This is a genomic window from Serratia sp. CY43202 (assembly GCF_052168755.1).
Taxonomy (GTDB): Bacteria; Pseudomonadota; Gammaproteobacteria; order Enterobacterales; family Enterobacteriaceae; genus Serratia; species Serratia bockelmannii.
This window is the reverse complement of sequence record NZ_JBJNMB010000009.1, coordinates 176,697-195,986: the sequence shown is the minus strand read 5'-3', so window position 1 is coordinate 195,986 and position 19,290 is coordinate 176,697. Positions and strand designations below refer to the sequence as shown.

The 19,290-nt window shown below is 60.6% G+C and carries 16 protein-coding genes; 11 read left to right on the top strand and 5 right to left on the bottom strand.

The genetic code is table 11. The features are described from left to right. Positions 1–66 precede the first annotated feature (66 nt). The 5 genes from rnc to acpS all read left to right on the top strand — a co-directional run bounded on the left by rnc (position 67) and on the right by acpS (position 3,573). Positions 67–747 (top strand): ribonuclease III, encoded by a 681-nt coding sequence (rnc, locus tag ACJ8J5_RS19500; protein WP_004929158.1) that lies wholly within the window; start codon positions 67–69, stop codon positions 745–747. Next, positions 744–1,652, top strand: coding sequence for a GTPase Era (gene era / locus ACJ8J5_RS19495; RefSeq protein WP_025303944.1), 909 nt, complete (start codon positions 744–746; stop codon positions 1,650–1,652). The genes rnc and era overlap by 4 nt, the downstream gene beginning before the upstream one ends. A 6-nt stretch (positions 1,653–1,658) precedes the next feature. Then, positions 1,659–2,390 (top strand): DNA repair protein RecO, encoded by a 732-nt coding sequence (gene recO, locus ACJ8J5_RS19490; RefSeq protein WP_004929165.1) that lies wholly within the window; start codon positions 1,659–1,661, stop codon positions 2,388–2,390. Between the two features lie 71 nt (positions 2,391–2,461). Then, the gene (gene pdxJ / locus ACJ8J5_RS19485; RefSeq protein WP_025303943.1) at positions 2,462–3,193 is read left to right on the top strand and encodes a pyridoxine 5'-phosphate synthase; all 732 of its coding nucleotides are present in this window, start codon (positions 2,462–2,464) and stop codon (positions 3,191–3,193) included. After that, entirely contained in the window at positions 3,193–3,573 is a 381-nt protein-coding gene (acpS, locus tag ACJ8J5_RS19480; protein WP_004929169.1) for a holo-ACP synthase, read from the top strand. The genes pdxJ and acpS overlap by 1 nt, the downstream gene beginning before the upstream one ends. Before the next feature lie 44 nt (positions 3,574–3,617). Here the strand turns inward: acpS and ACJ8J5_RS19475 are convergent, their stop codons facing one another. The 3 genes from ACJ8J5_RS19475 to ACJ8J5_RS19465 form a co-directional block, all read right to left on the bottom strand. Then, positions 3,618–3,878, bottom strand: a complete 261-nt coding sequence (locus tag ACJ8J5_RS19475) for a YfhL family 4Fe-4S dicluster ferredoxin (protein WP_025303942.1) — start codon at positions 3,876–3,878, stop codon at positions 3,618–3,620. A gap of 91 nt (positions 3,879–3,969) precedes the next feature. Continuing rightward, positions 3,970–5,514 carry a phosphoethanolamine transferase gene (locus ACJ8J5_RS19470; RefSeq protein WP_414104906.1) on the bottom strand — a complete coding sequence of 515 codons (1,545 nt, stop codon included), beginning with the start codon at positions 5,512–5,514 and terminating at the stop codon, positions 3,970–3,972. 143 nt (positions 5,515–5,657) lie between these two features. Beyond that, positions 5,658–6,506, bottom strand: coding sequence for a MurR/RpiR family transcriptional regulator (locus ACJ8J5_RS19465; protein ID WP_016929788.1), 849 nt, complete (start codon positions 6,504–6,506; stop codon positions 5,658–5,660). Between the two features lie 167 nt (positions 6,507–6,673). On the opposite strand from ACJ8J5_RS19465, the gene murQ reads away from it, so the two are divergent. Genes murQ through yfhb form a run of 3 tightly spaced genes read left to right on the top strand, consistent with a single transcriptional unit; the run spans position 6,674 to position 9,613 of the window. Next, entirely contained in the window at positions 6,674–7,567 is an 894-nt protein-coding gene (gene murQ, locus ACJ8J5_RS19460; protein WP_025303940.1) for an N-acetylmuramic acid 6-phosphate etherase, read from the top strand. An 18-nt stretch (positions 7,568–7,585) separates the two neighbouring features. Beyond that, positions 7,586–8,953: a PTS transporter subunit EIIC gene (locus tag ACJ8J5_RS19455; RefSeq protein ID WP_164067822.1), complete on the top strand. Its 1,368-nt coding sequence runs from the start codon at positions 7,586–7,588 to the stop codon at positions 8,951–8,953. Between the two features lie 3 nt (positions 8,954–8,956). Then, complete coding sequence (yfhb, locus tag ACJ8J5_RS19450; RefSeq protein WP_197781154.1) at positions 8,957–9,613, top strand: phosphatidylglycerophosphatase C; 657 nt, start codon at positions 8,957–8,959, stop codon at positions 9,611–9,613. Positions 9,614–9,658: 45 nt separating this feature from the next. Here yfhb and ACJ8J5_RS19445 read toward each other — a convergent pair whose 3' ends face one another. Then, positions 9,659–10,711: a DUF2157 domain-containing protein gene (locus ACJ8J5_RS19445; RefSeq protein WP_414104905.1), complete on the bottom strand. Its 1,053-nt coding sequence runs from the start codon at positions 10,709–10,711 to the stop codon at positions 9,659–9,661. A 117-nt stretch (positions 10,712–10,828) separates the two neighbouring features. On the opposite strand from ACJ8J5_RS19445, the gene tadA reads away from it, so the two are divergent. Continuing rightward, positions 10,829–11,335: a tRNA adenosine(34) deaminase TadA gene (gene tadA / locus ACJ8J5_RS19440; RefSeq protein ID WP_015378796.1), complete on the top strand. Its 507-nt coding sequence runs from the start codon at positions 10,829–10,831 to the stop codon at positions 11,333–11,335. Here the strand turns inward: tadA and mltF are convergent, their stop codons facing one another. Beyond that, entirely contained in the window at positions 11,336–12,796 is a 1,461-nt protein-coding gene (gene mltF / locus ACJ8J5_RS19435; protein ID WP_025303935.1) for a membrane-bound lytic murein transglycosylase MltF, read from the bottom strand. Positions 12,797–13,071: 275 nt separating this feature from the next. On the opposite strand from mltF, the gene purL reads away from it, so the two are divergent. Then, positions 13,072–16,965, top strand: a complete 3,894-nt coding sequence (gene purL, locus ACJ8J5_RS19430; protein ID WP_169541087.1) for a phosphoribosylformylglycinamidine synthase — start codon at positions 13,072–13,074, stop codon at positions 16,963–16,965. An 885-nt stretch (positions 16,966–17,850) separates the two neighbouring features. After that, positions 17,851–19,287, top strand: a complete 1,437-nt coding sequence (locus tag ACJ8J5_RS19425; protein ID WP_025303933.1) for a sensor histidine kinase — start codon at positions 17,851–17,853, stop codon at positions 19,285–19,287. The last annotated feature ends 3 nt before the right edge of the window (positions 19,288–19,290 follow it).

The following is a 19,290-nucleotide window of genomic DNA, read 5'->3' as shown; positions in this document are numbered from 1 at the left end:
TTCGGCGAAGCAGGCCTGTTCCGTATGCTGCAAGTTTTTGACGCATTCTTGATCTATTGGTAACTCATGAACCCCATCGTAATAAACAGGCTGCAGCGGAAGCTGGGCTACACTTTTCAACAGCAGGAGCTTTTACTGCAGGCTTTGACTCACCGCAGCGCCAGCAGTAAACACAATGAACGTCTTGAGTTTCTGGGTGACTCGATTCTGAGCTTTGTCATCGCCAATGCGCTCTATCATCGCTTTCCTCGCGTAGACGAGGGCGACATGAGCCGCATGCGCGCCACGCTGGTGCGCGGCAATACGCTGGCGGAGATGGCACGCGAGTTTGACCTGGGCGAATGTCTGCGGCTTGGGCCGGGCGAATTGAAAAGTGGTGGGTTCCGCCGCGAGTCAATCCTGGCGGATACGGTGGAGGCATTGATCGGCGGCGTGTTCCTGGACAGCGACATCCAGACCGTCGAGCGCCTGATTTTGGACTGGTATCGCAGCCGGTTGGACGAAATCAGCCCCGGTGATAAGCAGAAAGACCCGAAAACCCGTTTGCAGGAATTTTTGCAGGGGCGTCATCTGCCGTTGCCTTCTTATTTGGTGGTGCAGGTTCGCGGTGAAGCGCACGACCAAGAGTTTACCATCCACTGCCAGGTGAGTGGTTTGAGCGAGCCCGTGGTGGGCACCGGCTCAAGCCGCCGTAAAGCCGAGCAGGCGGCAGCGGAACAAGCGCTGAAAAAGCTGGAGCTTGAATGAGTGAAGTAAAACAACACTGCGGTTTTATCGCCATCGTCGGCCGCCCGAACGTGGGCAAATCGACGTTGCTGAACCAACTGCTGGGGCAGAAGGTTTCCATTACGTCGCGTAAGCCGCAGACGACCCGTCACCGCATCATGGGCATCGACACCGATGGCGCCTATCAGGCGATCTACGTCGATACCCCTGGGCTGCACATCGAAGAAAAACGTGCCATCAACCGTTTGATGAACCGCGCGGCCAGCAGCTCGATCGGCGACGTCGAACTGGTGATTTTCGTGGTCGAAGGCACCAACTGGACCGCCGACGACGAAATGGTGGTCAACAAGCTGCGCAGCCTACGCTGCCCGGTATTGCTGGCGATCAACAAGGTCGATAACGTCACTGACAAATCCAAGCTGTTGCCGCACATCGCCTTCCTCAGCCAGCAGATGAATTTCCTCGATGTGGTGCCTATCTCCGCCGAGAAAGGGATGAACGTCGACACCATCGCCGGCATCGTGCGCAAGCTGCTGCCGGAAGCGGAACACCACTTCCCGGAAGACTACATCACCGATCGCTCCCAGCGCTTTATGGCGTCCGAGATCATCCGTGAGAAGCTGATGCGTTTCCTGGGCGAAGAGCTGCCCTATTCGGTGACGGTAGAGATCGAACAGTTCGTGGCCAACGATCGCGGCGGTTACGATGTGCACGGCCTGATCCTGGTCGAGCGCGAAGGCCAGAAGAAAATGGTCATCGGCAACAAAGGCGCCAAGATCAAAACCATCGGCATCGAAGCGCGCCAGGACATGGAAAAGATGTTCGACGCCAAAGTGCATCTGGAGCTGTGGGTGAAAGTGAAATCCGGTTGGGCGGACGACGAACGTGCGCTGCGCAGCCTGGGCTATGTTGACGATCTGAAGTAACGACCCGTGGACGGCTGGGAGCGCGCTTTCGTCCTGCATGGGCGGCCGTACAGTGAAACCAGTCTGATGCTGGATCTGTTTACCGAAGGTCATGGGCGGGTGCGCTTGCTGGCGAAAGGCGCGCGCAGCCGCCGCTCCAATCTGAAGGGTTGCCTGCAGCCCTTTACCCCCCTGTTAGTGCGCTGGGGCGGGCGTGGCGAAGTGAAAACGCTGCGCAACGCCGAAGCGGTCTCCCTTGGTTTACCCCTCAGCGGCATGATGCTCTACAGCGGCCTGTATGTGAACGAGCTGCTGGCGCGCGTGCTGGAGCAGGAAACCAACTACTCGGTGCTGTTCTTCGACTACCTGCAATGCCTGCAGGCGCTGGCGGCGGAAGACAGTTCGCCGGAACAGGCGCTGCGTCAGTTCGAGCTGGCCCTGTTGCACCACCTGGGTTACGGCCTCGATTTCCTGCACTGCGCCGGCAGCGGCCTGCCGGTGGATGATGCCATGACCTACCGCTACCGCGAAGAGAAGGGCTTTATCGCCAGCCTGGTGGTGGATCACTACAGCTTCACCGGGCGCGAACTGCGCGCGTTGGCGGAGCGTCAGTTTCCCGATGCCGAGACGCTGCGCGCCGCCAAGCGTTTCACCCGCATGGCGCTGAAACCCTACCTCGGCGGCAAGCCGTTGAAGAGCCGCGAACTGTTCCGTCAGTTTGTGCGCAAACAGCCGAATACGCCGGTCGACGACGCCTGACCTTTTCCCCTTTTGCCGCCCTGCGCCCGCGTGTAAACTGCTGACACTGAAAATCGTATTTAGAGGTTGTCATGGCTGATTTGCTGCTGGGCGTCAATATCGATCACATCGCCACGTTACGTAACGCGCGCGGAACCCAATACCCGGATCCGGTTCAGGCGGCATTCATTGCCGAACAGGCGGGGGCCGACGGCATTACCGTGCATCTGCGCGAAGACCGCCGCCACATCACCGACCGCGACGTGCGCTTGCTGCGCCAGACCATCCAGACGCGCATGAATCTGGAGATGGCGGTGACCGACGAGATGCTGGATATCGCCATTGAGCTGAAGCCGCATTTCTGCTGCCTGGTGCCGGAAAAACGCGAAGAAGTGACCACCGAAGGCGGCCTGGACGTCGCCGGCCAGCTGGACAAAATGAGCGTGGCGGTTGAGCGCCTGGCGCAGGCGGGCATTTTGGTCTCGCTGTTCATCGATCCCGATCATCGCCAAATCGACGCGGCGGTGGCGGTGGGCGCCCCGTATATCGAAATCCACACCGGTGCCTACGCCGAAGCGCAGGGCGAGCTGGCGGTACAGGCCGAGCTGCGCCGCATCGCGGTCGCCGCCGCCTACGCGGCCGAGAAGGGGCTGAAGGTCAACGCCGGCCACGGCCTGACCTATCACAACGTGCAGCCGATCGCCGCGCTGCCGGAAATGCACGAGCTGAACATCGGCCATGCGATTATCGGCCAGGCGGTGATGAGCGGGCTGCCGGCCGCGGTTGCCGACATGAAAGTGCTGATGCGGGAAGCGCGCCGGTAATGGCGGTGCTCGGGCTGGGTACCGACATCGTCGAGATGGCGCGTATCGAAGCGGTGGTGGAGCGCAGCGGCGATCGTCTGGCGCGCCGCGTGCTGAGCGATGCCGAGTGGGCGCTGTATCAGCAGCACCAGCAGCCGATTCGCTTTCTGGCCAAACGTTTCGCCGTGAAAGAGGCCGCTGCCAAGGCGTTCGGCACCGGCATTCGCAACGGCCTGGCGTTCAATCAGTTCGAAGTGTTCAACGATGCGCTGGGCAAGCCGAATATTCGTTTGCACGGCCGCGCCGCCGAGCTGGCGGGGGAGATGGGGGTCACCGCGATCCACGTTTCGCTGGCCGACGAACGGCGTTATGCCTGCGCGACGGTGATCGTCGAAAGCTGAAAAGAGAAAGGGCGCCTATGGCGCCCTTGTCAGTCCTGCGGCGATTAAATGCGATCGGCGTGGTGCAACACCACGAACTTGTCCCACAGCTGTTCGTTGCTCTCGCGGTGCTGCGGATCGGTAATGATGGTGTTGTCGATCGGGCAGACCTGCTGACAGGTCGGCGTATCGTAATGGCCGACGCACTCGGTGCAGCGGTCGGTATCTATCTGATAAATTTCATCGCCCATCGAAATTGCCTGGTTCGGGCATTCCGGCTCGCACATGTCGCAGTTGATGCATTTCTTGGTAATCAGCAGTGCCATTGTCAGTTATCTTTCCATCGGTGTGCTCGGGCTGGCGCGCAATCTATCATAGAATCGCCGCGCAACGGGCACTTTTTCGTCATCTTACCGCTTAGGGTAACTCAGGCGGATCGTCAGCCAACTGATCGAAATCAACCATTCTCTGCCCGTCAAACACCCAGCGTTTATCTGCATCTGCGATACGTATCGTAGGCATCACTTCGGGATGGGCAATCCGTATTCCCGCCTCTTGGGCAAACAACCCGATAAAATCGAACGCGCTTAAGGGATCATCAATGATCTGGTGCTGTTGGTCGCGATCGCTCAGCACCAGCAACGGCACCTGGTAATTCTGCCGGGTATCGCCGCTGTGGCGTAAAGAACGCCCACCGCCGATATCCTTGTGGGAAAGGCCGTGATCGGAGAAATAGAACAGTTTAAACGGTGTGCCACTCTGTTTCAGGCTGTGATAAACCTGCTCGATAAAACGGTCGGTCTTGCGGTAGGTAGAGAGATAGCAGGCCAGTTCCTTATTCGGCGACTCGACGCTCGGCGGTTCGCCGTTAAGCCGCTCGCAAAAGTCGGCGTGCGAGCCCATCAGATGCAGCACATACAGATTGCCTTGTCCCTGGCGACGCAATAATGGGTCAAATATCGGCAGCAGCGCATCGTCATCGGTATTGCGCGATTGGAAGTCGCCTTTCTTCAGGAAATAATGGCTATCGCTGAACATGGCGATTTTTGATACCGGCGTATCGAATTGTCCGAACATGCCCTGATTGGACAGCCAGTGGGTTTTGAGACCGGCGGCTTTTGCCAGGGTGATGATATTATCTCCGATGGCAATGTTGTGGCCGTTGCTCAAAGCCAGCGTGCGAGGAAGCGATTCGAACGTATTTGGCGCAGTGGAAATATAATTGCTGTAAAATCGTCCATTGGCATTATCCAGAAACGGCGTAGTGGACACCGGATAACCAAATAATGACATATGATCTTTGCGCATACTTTCGCCGACGATAATGACATAGTTTTCATTCGTCGGTGCGCCTGCGGTTATTGACCAGGTACCCGGTGTTGTAGCACCGGCACTTAATTCATCAACCTGCTGCTGGTATTGTTGGTAAGCCGAGTAGAGGGATAAAAAGAAGTCAGGCAATTTAAGATTCGCCACACCGCCATTGAAGGCTCTGGCGATAATGATAACCATCAGCAGGGCTAGCAAGGGAAGTATAGTTTTTTTTGAAATGGCTTGCCGCCAAATAAATAGGCCGAGAATGGCCAGCATAACCAGAATGGCGGCGGGCAGCAGATAACAACTGGCCGGCAGGGTCTGCAAAAACTCCCTCGCTTCTATGAGGTTGGTTTGTAACAGGGCGGACATCACGGCAGCGGAAGGGGTACCGTAAATGGCCCCGACCGGCGCATACAGCGCGCACAGCAGAATAAACGGAATAATCAGGCCGTATCGGGTAAGTGAATGAATAGATAATAATAGCAAAGTAAGCGCAATAAAAAGAATATCAATACCTTTTCCACCGCTGTATCCCATCGCCTTGATTAGAATCAATGCAGTAATGACATAGAGCAAAAAGGTACGCAGAATCGGATGCGTCACGGAATGCCGCAACTTATCTAAAATAACAGTGTGTGTATTCATAATGGTATCGTTAAATAATGCTGTCCATGCACGCTCAATTATTGATCGATAATTGAGCAGGTCACCGCCCGCACATTATTTTTCGAATGCAGAGAAGGGAAATAATTGAACTGGCGGCGTTTTATCGGCCGCCATTATACGCGTCAAACCAACTTTTTCATTAACTGTTCGCTGTGCTTGATGCGATCGCGGGCATGATCGAGATCGTGCTGGATCAATGCCATAAACAGCAGGTCGGTGAGGGCGAACTGGGCGGTGCTGGAGGAGATGGCCGCGCTGCGGGTATGGGGCTCTTCGGCGATGGTATAGAGACAGTGGTCCGCGCGCTGCTGCAGACCATTGGGCGAGAAGCTGGTCAACGCCAACACCCTGGCGCCGGCCTGGCGCGCCTCTTCCGCTGCCAGATTGATTTCACGCCGTTCACCGCTGAAGGAGATCGCCAGCAGCAGATCGCGCTTGTCCAGCGCCTGCACCGCTGCCAGCTGAACGTGCATGTCCGCTTCGGCCACCGCCATCACGCCGATTTTCAGCAGCTTGAAGGAAAAATCCTTGGCCACCAGCCCGGAGGCGCCGATGCCGATCAGCATCACCCGGCGCGCCTGGCGCAGCATGTCCAGCGCCTGATGCAGCCGCTCTTCGCTGTTGATGTCCAGCGTCGCGCGCAGCGCCGCCTGCTTTTCCGCCAATAGCTTTTCACCGACGGTTTTCAGCGTGTCGCTGCTGAGGATGTGGTTGTGGACGGTCACTACCGGTTCTGCCTGCGGCTGGGCCAGCGTTTCGCTCAGCGCCAGCTTCAGCGCCGGGAAACCTTTATAGCCCAGTTTTTGGGCGAACTTGACCACGCTCGACTGGCTGATGCCGGCCAACTGGGCCAGCTTTTGCGAGCTGAGATGGCGCGCCTGCTCGGCGTTATTCAGCAGAAAGTCCGCCAGCTTGCGGTCGTTTTGCGCCAGTGTCGGATACATCTGGCGAATGCGCAGAAGGGTACTCATTGTTCTTTCCCTGGAAACCAGCGGCCATTTTGCCATGCAGAGGGCGAAAACGCGCGGTGAAAATTTTTGTGAGCTCACCGTTAAAATAGCAAATAGCGCTCGCTTTGTTGAATAAAATATTCAAATATTGATTTAATTTTGTGAATTAAAAATTCAAAGGTGAACAGATGAACTTAGGCGCACTGGTATCGGAAACCCGCAACCCGGCCACCATGGGGCTGGATGAGATGTCGACGTTGGACATGGTCCGCTGCTTTAACCAGGAAGACCGCAAGGTGCCGGAGGCGATTGAAAAGGTGCTGCCGGCGATTGCGCAGGCGGTCGATTTGGCTGCGGCGGCGCTGAAGGCCGGCGGCCGGCTGATTTATTTGGGCGCCGGCACCAGCGGCCGCCTGGGCGTATTGGATGCCTCCGAGTGCCCGCCGACCTTCGGCGTGCCGCACGGCGTGGTGGTGGGGCTGATCGCCGGCGGGCCGGGCGCGCTGCTCAAAGCGGTGGAGGGGGCGGAAGACGACGAGGCCCTGGGCGAAGCCGATCTCCGGGCGCTGAACCTCACCGCCGTCGATATGGTGGTGGGGTTGGCGGCCTCCGGGCGCACGCCCTACGTGATCGGCGCCCTGCGCTATGCGCGCGGGCTGGGCTGCCCGACGGCGGCCATCTCCTGCAACCCGGATTCGCCGATTGCGCACGAAGCGCAGGTGGCGATTTCGCCGGTGGTGGGGCCAGAGGCGCTGACCGGTTCGACGCGCCTGAAATCCGGCACCGCGCAGAAACTGGTGCTCAACATGCTGTCGACCGGCGCGATGGTCAAACTGGGCAAGGTTTACCAGAACCTGATGGTGGACGTGAAGGCCACCAACGTCAAACTGGTGGATCGCGCCTGCCGCATCGTGGTGGAGGCCACCGGTGCAGAACGCGCTCAGGCGGAGGCGGCGCTGGCGCAGACCGGTTTTGAGGTTAAACCGGCGATCCTGATGATCTTGGCCGGCGTCAGCGCCGAAGAGGCGCAGCAGCGGCTGCAGCGGCACGACGGCTACCTGCGCGCGGCGTTGGTGCGTTAATTGACGGTGGGGGTGGCGATGGACAAGACAACGGCATTGGCGACACAGATCTTGGCGGGCGTGGGGGGCGAGGGCAATATCCTCAAACTGGAGAACTGCATGACGCGGGTGCGCATCGAGGTCAGCGACGAGCAGCGTCTGGATCTGGCCGCCCTCAAGCAGTTGCCCGGCGTGAAGGGCTATATCAAACAGGGTGAGCAGCATCAGTTTATCGTCGGCCCGGGCGCCGCCGCCAAGGTGGTGGACGCCATGCGCGGGCTGTTGAGCGGCAATGCACAGCCCGCTGCCGCCGTCGGTGACGCCGCCCGCACCAAGGCGCAGGCTAAGCAAAAATACGCTGCGCCGATGAGTGGCGCGCTGAAAAAGCTGGCCGACGTTTTTATTCCGCTGATCCCGGCGTTTATCGCCTCGGGGCTGATCACCGGCATCATCAACCTGCTGAAACGGCCCGACATCGCCGGTCAGTTGGCCGTGGACTACCCGAACGTGCTGGGGCTGCTGGCGATATTCGGCAGCGCGGTATTCGCCATCATGAACATTCTGGTTGGGGTGAACGCCGCGCGGGTGTTCGGCGGCTCACAGGCGATGGGCGGCGTGATGGCCGGCATTCTCTCCAGCCCTGCGCTGGCGCAGATCACGTTGTTCGGCGAGGCGCTGCAGCCGGGGCGCGGCGGGGTGATCGCCGTGCTGCTGGTGGTGGCGTTGATGTGCTGGGTGGAGAAACGCCTGCGTACGCTGTTGCCGGAGTCGGTCGAACTGATCCTTAACCCACTGCTGACCACGCTGGTCACCGCCTCGTTGGCGATCCTGATCCTGCAGCCGGTCGGGGGGGTTATTTCCGATGCCATCGCCCACGGCGCCAATCTGGCGATCGACAAGGGCGGGCTGCTTGTCGGGGCGCTGCTCTCGGGGCTGTTCCTGCCGCTGGTGCTCTCCGGCCTGCATCAGGGGCTGGTGCCGATCCACGTCGAGCTGGTGCAGGCGCACGGTTCCAACCCGCTGCTGCCGATCCTGGCGATGGCCGGCGTCGGTCAGGTGGGGGCGGCGCTGGCGGTGCTGTTGAAAACCCGCAATGCGCGGCTGAAGAAGGTGATCAAAGGGGCGTTGCCGGTCGGCATTCTCGGCATCGGCGAGCCGCTGATCTTCGGGGTGACGCTGCCGCTGGGGCGGCCGTTTATCGGCGCCTGCCTCGGCGGTGCGGTCGGCGGCGCGCTGATCAGCTACTGGAAGGTGGCGACGGTCATCACCTTCGGCATTTCGGGGCTGCCTTTGGCGTTGACCATCGTCTCAGGTAAGGTGATGTTGTATCTGGCGGGGATGCTGATTACGATTATCGCCGGTTTTCTCTTCACCTGGATGATGGGGTTCAACGATCCCGAGGAGTAGCGTTTGAGCGACAAGCAGCAACCAACGGCCGCAGAAGGGCGCCGCGTGGTCTTTTTCGATCTGGACGGCACTCTGCATCAGGAGGATATGTTCGGCAGTTTCTTGCGCTTCCTGCTGCGCCGTTTACCGCTGAATCTGCTGCTGGTGATACCGCTGTTGCCATTGATTGGCCTGGCGCTGTTGCTGCTGGGGCGCGCCGCGCGCTGGCCGATGAGCCTGTTGCTGTGGGCGATCACCTTCGGGCGCTCCGAAGCGACGCTGAAGGCGTTGGAGCGGCAGTTTATCGAGGTTTTCCGCCAGAAGGTGACCGCGTTTCCGGTGGTGCAAATGCGCTTGCGGCAGTATTTGGATGAGCACGATGCCGAGGTGTGGCTGATTACCGGCTCGCCGGAGCAACTGGTGGCGCAGGTCTATCGGGATTCGGCGTTTCTGCCGCGGGTGCGATTGGTCGGCAGCCGCATCGCGCGCCGCTATGGCGGCTGGGTGCTGACCTTGCGCTGTCTGGGCGTACAAAAAGTGGTGCAGCTGGAGCAACGGCTCGGTGCGCCGCTGAAGCTGTACAGCGGTTACAGCGACAGCAAGCAGGATAACCCGCTGCTGTTTTTTTGCGAACACCGCTGGCGGGTAAGCAAGCAGGGCGAGCTGCAGCAGCTGGAATAAACAAAGGGCGGAGAATTCCGCCCTTTGCTGTTATCGCTACCGCGATCAGTCGTCGGTTACGTCGTGCGGTTTGCGCCCCAGTTGCCAAATCTTCTCCGCATAATGCCCCAACGCCCACAGACTCAGACCGAGCAGCGCGAAGAAAATCGCCTTCGGCATGCTGTCCCAGAAAAACTCGAACAGGCGGGTATAGAGGTTGATGCCGAGGAATGTCAGCCCGAAACCGCGCAGCATGGCGTCGTCATGCTTCAACCCCAGCCAGATGGCGGCGAGGGCGGCCAGCCCGAACAGCAGGCTCCAGTGCAACAGCTCAATCTGGCGCGCGCGGTACCAGCTGTCGAGATCGCCGTAGTTGCCAAAGATGGATAGCAGCCACAGCGCGATGAACAGGTACAGCAGGCCCATCGCCAGCGACACCCGCTGCAGGCCGCGCTGCGCCAACAGCGGCCGCAGCAGCAATGCGGCGGCGATCAGCACCGCGCCGAAGGCGATAAAGCGAATCGGGTAGCTCATGCCGAGCCAGTAGGCGCCCCAGCCGGACAGGTAGCCGGTTTCGGCGCCGAAGGCATTGCCGAGCGACAGCAGGGCGAACCACCACACCAGCCCGGAGCGGCTGAACCAGCCGATCGCGCCGTACAGCAGCGCGGCGACCAGCAGCAGTACGGAAACCCGGCCGCTGCCGTTATCCAGCCAGACCCCCAACTGCCATAAGGCGCAGGCGGTGAGCAACACGGCGACAAACAGCGCCGCCTCATTGCCGTAGCGTTTTTCCGGGTGCTGTTGGCGGCGGCGCAGCGCCCAGACGTAGGCCAGCGCCGCCAGTACGCCGGCGATCGCCATGCGCACTGGCGCGTCGAAGCGGAACAGTTCGCTCAGCCATTCAAGCAGTGCGCTGTCGGCGAACAGGCTGGTGACGGCGATCAGCAACGAGGCCAGCGCGGCGAGAAACGCATAGCGCGCCAGCCGCCGCCAGTCGAAAGGCTGCACGTCCACATGCTGCAGCAGTTGCTGCCGTTGTTCGGGCGTCAAGGCGCCTTCCCCAACCCAGCCGTCCAGCGCCTTGCGCACCACGGTGGCGTTCTTTTTACTGAGTTTCATGTTTCTTGTCCCTGAATCACACGCTGATTTGGCCAGTATAGCCATTGGCGGGCGGCTACGACAAAGGGAGGCTAGTGTGTATAATGCCCGCCGCAAAAGCGCACGAGGAATTATGCGATGACTGAATATAATGATGAGTACTGGATGCGTCAGGCATTGCAGCTGGCCCTGCGCGCGCAGGAAGAGGGCGAGGTGCCGGTGGGTGCGCTGCTGGTGCTGGACAATCAGGTCATCGGCGAGGGCTGGAACCGCCCGATCGGCCGACACGATCCTACCGCACACGCCGAGATCATGGCGCTGCGCCAGGGCGGCGCGGTGCTGCAAAATTACCGCCTGCTGAACGCCACGCTGTACGTCACGCTGGAGCCCTGCGTGATGTGCGCCGGTGCGATGGTGCACAGCCGTATCCGTAGGTTGGTGTATGGCGCCGCCGACGAGAAAACCGGTGCGGCCGGTTCGCTGGTGGACATTTTGCGCCATCCGGGTATGAACCATCAGGTGGAGATCGTCTCGGGCGTGTTGGCGGACGAATGCGCCGCCACCCTGAGCAATTTCTTCCGCCTGCGCCGCGAACAAAAAAAAGCGCTCAGGCTGGCGCAGCGGGCGGCGGATAAGCCGGAATAATCAGTAGTTGAGCGCCAGTTCCGGCATCACCGTCGGATAGCCTTTCCCCAACGCTTCCTGCTCGGCGGCCGCTTGCGCCGCCTTTCTCTCTTTTTCCTGCAGATAACCCACCAGGCTGACCTGGTAGCGGCGGATGTTCTCTACATAGTTGTAGGCTTCACGCCCGCGCGCATAGCCGTAGGTCAGCTGCGGGTAGTAGCGCTTTTGGCTGAGCATCGGCAGGCGCTGTTTGACGTCGACCCAGCTGTCCGGATTGCCTTTTTGCGTTTTGGTCAGCTTGCGTGCGTCCAGCATATGGCCCCAGCCCATGTTGTAGGCCGCCAGCGAGAACCAGATGCGCTCGTCTTCCGGCACGCTGTCCGGCACCTTGGCCATCAGTCGCTGCAGGTAGAGCGCGCCGCCCTGAATGCTCTCTTCCGGATCGAGGCGGTCGTTGACCCCCAGGCCGTCGGCGGTAGCGCGGGTCAGCATCATCAGGCCGCGCACGCCGGTGGGGGAGGTGGCCTGCGGATTCCAGTGCGATTCCTGATAGGCGATGGCCGCCAGCAGCTTCCAGTCGATCTCGTTGGCGTGCTTCTCGAACAGCGGGCGGAAGTTGGGCAGCACCGAGTCGATGGCCGACAGGAAGGTTTTGGTGTCCACATAGTCGAAGCTGCCGACGTGGCCGAGGTATTTCTCCTCCAGCCGCGCCAGGGTGCCGTCGTCCACCATTTGACTGTAGAAATCCAGCATCGCTGCGTACAGGCTGTCGTCGCCGTCACGTTTGAGATACCAGGTGACCGGCTCTTCGTCGGTGACGTCGAACGCCACCGCCAGCTGCGGATGGATGCGCTGCAGCAGCGCGATGGTCACCGAATCGCCGAGGGTGTAGTCCAGCTTGCCGTCGGCAACCCGCTCCAGCAGCTCTTTGGAGGTGAGATCGCTGGAGGACTCCCAGGTGAGATCCGGGTATTTATCCTGCTTGAGCTGTTTTAGCGTGCTGACGTGCGCGGAACCGGAGGCGACCGCCAGCTTGCCTTTGATGTCGGCGAAGCTTTTCGGCCGCGGGGTGCCCAGTCGGTACACCAGCTGTTGGGAAACAGAGTAGTAGGCCGGGCCAGTGCGTGCGCGGCTGAGGCGTTCCTGGTTGTAGATAAGGCCCGCCGCCAGCAGGTCGGCGTCGTCGTCGTCCAGATCGTCGAACAGGTCATTGATGTTCTGATGGGGGATCACCACCAGCTTCACCCCGAGGTAGTTGGCGAAGCGCTTGGCCAGTTCGTAGTCGAGCCCACCCGGCCCTTGCTTGGTGTTGAAATAGGTCAGCGGTGAATTCAGCGTGCTGATACGCAACTCGCCGCGGGAGATGATCTCCTGGAGTTGCCCGCCCTGGCCGCTGCGCCAGGTAATATTGGGCCACAGCGCGAGAGCCAGAAGCAGGGTGACAACGCCGATGAGGATGTAGTTTATTTTAAGACGTTTCAAATAGTTATCCAGTGGTGGCACAGGTACACCGGCGACGACAACCGCGACTTTTCTCATGGTTAAATCACCAGTGCGGGGGGCATTTTGCGCAACAAAACGCCAGTGTGCAACTTTATTGACACGTTATGACAATTCGTCGGTGCGGCACGCTTTTATCAATAATCCCTACGCAAACGGTTTCGTCGGCGGCGAGGATTCTCTATAATGACGCGCGTTTTCCCCTGTTGCGCCCAATGAAGCGTCTTATCCGTCGCTTCGAAGACGAGAGAACTTTGATTATGGAAATTCTGCGTGGTTCGCCCGCTTTATCGGCTTTTCGCATTACCAAACTGCTGTCCCGCTGCCAGGACGCTCACCTGCCCGTCAGTGATATCTACGCCGAGTACGTCCACTTTGCCGATGTTAGTGCACCGCTAAGTGCCGAAGAACACGCCAAGCTTCAGCGTCTGCTCAAGTACGGTCCTTCTCTCGCCGAACACGCTCCCGAAGGCCGGTTGCTGCTGGTTACGCCGCGTCCGGGCACCATTTCTCCCTGGTCTTCCAAAGCCACCGATATTGCCCACAACTGCGGTTTGCAACAGGTGCTGCGGTTGGAGCGCGGCCTGGCGTTCTACGTCAAGGCGCCCGAGCTGACGGAAACCCAGTGGCGCCAGCTCGCCGCGCTGCTGCACGATCGCATGATGGAAACCGTCTTCAGCGAGCTGCAACAGGCCGAACAGCTGTTCGCGCACCATCAGCCGGCGCCGTATCAGTCGGTCGACGTGCTGGGCGCAGGGCGCACCGCGCTGGAGCAGGCCAACGTCCGGCTCGGCCTGGCGCTGGCGCAGGACGAGATCGACTACCTGCTGAATGCCTTTACCGGTTTGGGGCGCAACCCGACGGATATCGAACTCTATATGTTCGCGCAGGCCAACTCCGAGCACTGCCGCCACAAGATTTTCAACGCCGACTGGATCATCGACGGCGAACAGCAGCCTAAATCGTTGTTCAAGATGATCAAGAACACCTATGAGCAGACGCCGGACTATGTGCTGTCGGCGTATAAAGACAACGCCGCCGTGATGGAAGGCTCGCAGGTCGGTCGCTTCTTCGCCGCGCCGGAGAACGGCACGTACGATTACCATCAGGAAGACGCGCACATCCTGATGAAGGTAGAAACCCACAACCACCCGACGGCGATCTCACCGTGGCCGGGCGCCGCGACCGGCTCCGGCGGCGAGATCCGCGACGAGGGCGCCACCGGCCGCGGCGCCAAGCCGAAGGCCGGCCTGGTGGGCTTCTCGGTGTCCAACCTGCGCATTCCCGGCTTTGAACAGCCGTGGGAGCAGGATTTCGGCAAGCCGGAACGCATCGTCACCGCGCTGGATATCATGACCGAAGGCCCGCTGGGCGGCGCGGCGTTCAACAATGAATTCGGTCGTCCGGCGCTGCTGGGCTACTTCCGTACCTATGAAGAGCGCGTCAACAGCCACAACGGCGTTGAGCTGCGCGGCTACCACAAACCGATCATGCTGGCGGGCGGCATCGGCAACATCCGTGCCGATCACGTGCAGAAAGGGGAAATCACCGTCGGCGCCAAGCTGGTGGTGCTGGGCGGCCCGGCGATGAATATCGGCCTGGGCGGCGGCGCGGCCTCGTCGATGGCGTCAGGCCAGTCCGATGCCGATCTGGACTTCGCTTCGGTGCAGCGCGACAACCCGGAAATGGAGCGCCGCTGTCAGGAAGTGATCGACCGCTGCTGGCAGCTGGGTGACCAGAACCCGATCCTGTTTATCCATGACGTCGGCGCTGGCGGCCTGTCCAACGCCATGCCGGAGCTGGTGAGCGACGGCGGCCGCGGCGGCCGCTTCGAGCTGCGCGATATCCTCAACGACGAGCCGGGCATGAGCCCGCTGGAAGTGTGGTGCAACGAATCGCAGGAACGTTACGTGATGGCGATTGCCCCGGCGCAGATGGCGCAGTTCGACGAGATTTGCCGCCGCGAGCGCGCACCTTATGCGGTGATCGGCGAAGCGACCGAAGAACAGCACCTGACGCTGAACGACCGCCACTTCGACAACCAGCCGATCGACATGCCGCTGGACGTGCTGCTCGGCAAGACGCCGAAAATGACCCGCGACGTTACCCGCCTGCAGGCGCATGGCGAGGCGGTGCAGCGTGAGAACATCACGCTGGCCGACGCGGTGAAACGCGTGCTGCATTTGCCGGCCGTTGCGGAGAAAACCTTCCTGATCACCATCGGCGATCGCACCGTTACCGGCATGGTGGCGCGTGACCAGATGGTCGGCCCGTGGCAGATCCCGGTAGCCGACTGCGCGGTGACCACCGCCAGCCTGGACAGCTACTACGGCGAAGCGATGTCGCTCGGCGAACGTGCGCCGGTGGCGCTGCTGGACTTCGCCGCCTCCGGCCGCCTGGCGGTTGGGGAAGCGCTGACCAACCTGGCCGCCACGGAAATCGGCAGCCTGAAGCGCGTGAAGCTGTCCGCCAACTGGATGGCCGCCGCCGGCCACCCGGGCGAAGACGCCGGCCTGTACGAAGCGGTGAAAGCGGTGGGCGAAGAGCTGTGCCCGGCGCTGGGCATCACCATTCCGGTGGGCAAAGACTCCATGTCGATGAAAACCCGCTGGCAGGAAGGCAATGAACAGCGTGAAATGACCTCGCCGCTGTCGCTGGTCATCACCGCCTTCGCCCGCGTGGAAGACGTGCGCCACACCGTGACGCCACAATTGCGCACCGATAAGGGCGACAGCGCGCTGCTGTTGATCGACCTGGGCAACGGCCATAACGCGCTGGGCGCCACCGCGCTGGCGCAGGTTTACCGCCAACTGGGCGACAAACCTGCCGACGTGCGCAACGTTGCGCAGCTGGCGGGCTTCTTCAACGCCATGCAGCAGCTGGTGGCCGATCGCGCGCTGCTGGCTTACCACGATCGCGCCGACGGCGGCCTGCTGGTGACGCTGGCGGAGATGGCCTTCGCCGGTCACTGCGGCGTAGAGGTTAACCTCGATGGCCTCGGCGACGATGCGCTGGCGGTACTGTTCAACGAAGAGCTGGGCGCGGTGATCCAGGTGAGCGCCGAACGCCTCGACGACGTGAAGCGGGCGTTCGCGCAGCACGGTCTGACCGACAACGTGCATCACATCGGCAGCGTGCAGGCCGGCGATCGTTTCGTCATCACCCAGCACGGCAAGGCGCTGTACAGCGAAAGCCGCAATACGCTGCGCACCTGGTGGGCGGAAACCACCTGGCAGATGCAGCGCCTGCGCGATAACCCAGCGTGCGCCGATCAGGAACATCAGGCCAAGCAGGATGAACAAGATCCTGGCCTGAACGTGAAACTGACCTTCGCCCCCGAGGAAGACATCGCCGCGCCGTACATCGCCAAGGGCGCTCGCCCGAAAGTAGCGGTGCTGCGCGAGCAGGGGGTGAACTCCCACGTTGAAATGGCGGCGGCGTTCCACCGCGCCGGCTTTGACGCGGTGGACGTGCACATGAGCGATCTGCTGGCCGGGCGCCGCGATCTGCAGGACTTCCACACGCTGGTGGCCTGCGGCGGCTTCTCTTACGGCGACGTACTGGGCGCCGGCGAAGGCTGGGCGAAGTCTATCCTGTTCAACGAGCGGGTGCGTGACGAGTTTGAGGCGTTCTTCCACCGTCCGCAGACGCTGGCGCTGGGCGTATGCAACGGCTGCCAGATGATGTCCAACCTGCGCGAGCTGATCCCGGGCGCCGAACACTGGCCGCGCTTCGTGCGCAACCTGTCGGATCGCTTCGAGGCGCGCTTCAGCCTGGTGGAAGTGGCGGCCAGCCCGTCGCTGTTCATGCAAGGTATGACCGGTTCGCGCATGCCGATCGCCGTTTCCCACGGTGAAGGGCACGTCGAAGTGCGCGATGCGGCGCATCTGGCGGCGCTGGAAAGCCATGGTCTGGTGGCGCTGCGTTTCGTCAACAACGCCGGTCAGGTGACGGAAGCTTACCCGGCTAACCCGAACGGTTCGCCGAACGGCATTACCGCCGTAACCAGCGCCAACGGACGTGCCACGGTGATGATGCCGCACCCGGAACGCGTGTTCCGCACGGTCAGCAACTCCTGGCACCCGGAAGAGTGGGGCGAGGACAGCCCGTGGATGCGCATGTTCCGCAACGCCCGTAAGCAGCTGGGCTAAAAACGGTACCACCGTACAGAGGGCGCAAGCAATTGCGCCCTTTTTTATGGCCGGCGTTCGCCGACTGGCGGCAGTGTCTGCATTTTGCGACAGGCGCCATTTTTCCTGTCGCTAAATGGAGACATTTAACTGTTTGATTTTATTGATGGTAAGCGGGTTTGGCTTTAGTTGTCTGCATTTGGCGACAGCGCGGCGTTTTTTTCATCACTCATCGGGCGTGATGCGCAAAGAAATTTGCTGATATAATTTTATTTTTTAATAAAATCATGTGATTATAATTTTAATTGCAAAGTTGGCACGCAACGTGCATTATTCTCGTCAGTTGCTCATTCAACTTTTTATGACGGCGCCGTCATTAGACGGCAAATCGCCTCATAAGCCTCCGAATGATGCCAAAGAAATGGTGCCTATCGTCCAACTAAACCGATAACAGACCGTGCAAGCGGCTTTATCAAGCATCGGGCGACACGTGGAGTGAGGCACCGCCTGTATCCAACTGTGATGAAGGGTTCATCAATCCTGGATACTTACGGATGCTATTCGTCCTGTTCGATGCCAGCCGCTGCGCTACATCACCCTGGGGACGAGGTTCAAGGGCATCCACACCTTCCTTGCGTTGGGGCAAGTTTCTTGCCCCGATGTCAATTCTCAACGCTGCGCTTATCCCTGTTTCGTTGCCTATGCCCTCGAACGCAGACGCTCTCCCCACACTCTCGTTTTCGCACCGGTTGATATTACCGGGGCCGCATGCCGTCGGCAGGCCAGGCCTATGGGCGCGGTTCACCAATCCCGCGGCTTTTTCCTTGTGCGTTCAGGATTCTCCCTTGCCGGGCTTTTTTCTTTCCGGCGAGTCAGTTAGCATCGTGACAGAGCTGAGAGAATGAGATGATTTCGTTGAAAAAATGGCGTTTATTTCCCCGTTCGCTGCGGCAATTGGTGCTGCTGGCCTTTCTGTTGGTGCTGCTGCCGCTGTTGGTGCTGGCCTATCAAGCCTACCAGAGCCTGGATCACCTCAGCGCGCAGGCGGCGGACATCAACCGCACCACGCTGGTGGACGCGCGGCGCAGTGAGGCGATGACCAGCGTGGCGCTGGAGATGGAGCGCAGCTATCGTCAGTACTGCGTGCTGGTCGATCCTACGCTGCAGAAGCTGTACCAGAACCAGCGCAAGCAATATTCGCAGATGCTGGACGCCCACGCGCCGATTCTGCCGGACGAGCGCTACTACCAAACGCTGCGTCAGTTGCTGACCCAGCTGGCGGCGATCAAATGCCATAACAGCGGGCCGGACCAAGAGGCTTCGGCCTTGCTCGAATCGTTCTCCCGTTCCAACGCCGAAATGGTGCAGGCCACGCGCGCGGTGGTGTTCTCGCGCGGCCAGCAGCTGCAGCAGGCCATCGCCGAGCGTGGCCAGTTCTTCGGCTGGCAGGCGCTGCTGCTGTTCCTGGTCAGCGTGCTGCTGGTGGTGCTGTTTACCCGCATGATCATCGGGCCGGTCAAGGCCGTGGAACGGATGATCAACCGCCTGGGGGAAGGGCGCGCGTTGGGCAGCACTGCATCGTTCAAAGGGCCGCGCGAGCTGCGTTCGCTGGCGCAGCGCATCATCTGGCTGAGCGAGCGGCTGGCGTGGCTGGAATCGCAGCGCCACGAATTCTTGCGCCATATCTCGCACGAGTTGAAAACGCCGCTGGCCAGCATGCGCGAAGGCACCGAGCTGCTGGCCGACGAGGTGGCGGGGCCGCTGACTTCCGATCAGAAAGAGGTGGTGACGATCCTCGACAACAGCAGTCGCCACCTGCAGCAGCTGATTGAACAGCTGCTGGATTACAACCGCAAACTGGCCGATGGCCCGGCGGAACACGAGAACGTCGAGCTGCGCGAGATGGTCGATTTGGTGGTCGCCGCGCACAGTTTGCCGGCGCGGGCGAAGATGATTTCCACCGAAATCGTGCTGGAGGCGGAAATCTGCTGGGCAGAGCCTACGCTATTAATGCGCGTGCTGGATAATCTCTACTCCAATGCGGTGCACTACGGCAAGGAATCCGGTAACATTTGGATCCGCAGCCGTCAGGTTGGACAACGGGTGCAAATCGACGTCGCCAATACCGGCACGCCGATCCCCGAGGCTGAGAGAGCCATGATTTTCGAGCCTTTTTTCCAGGGTAGTCACCAGCGAAAAGGGGCGGTAAAAGGAAGCGGACTGGGGTTGAGCATCGCTCAGGACTGTATCCGTCGCATGCGCGGTGAGCTGCAACTGGCGACGGTCGCCGGTGCAGACGTCTGCTTCCGCATTGAACTGCCGTTAACCGCCGAGAATGAATAAATA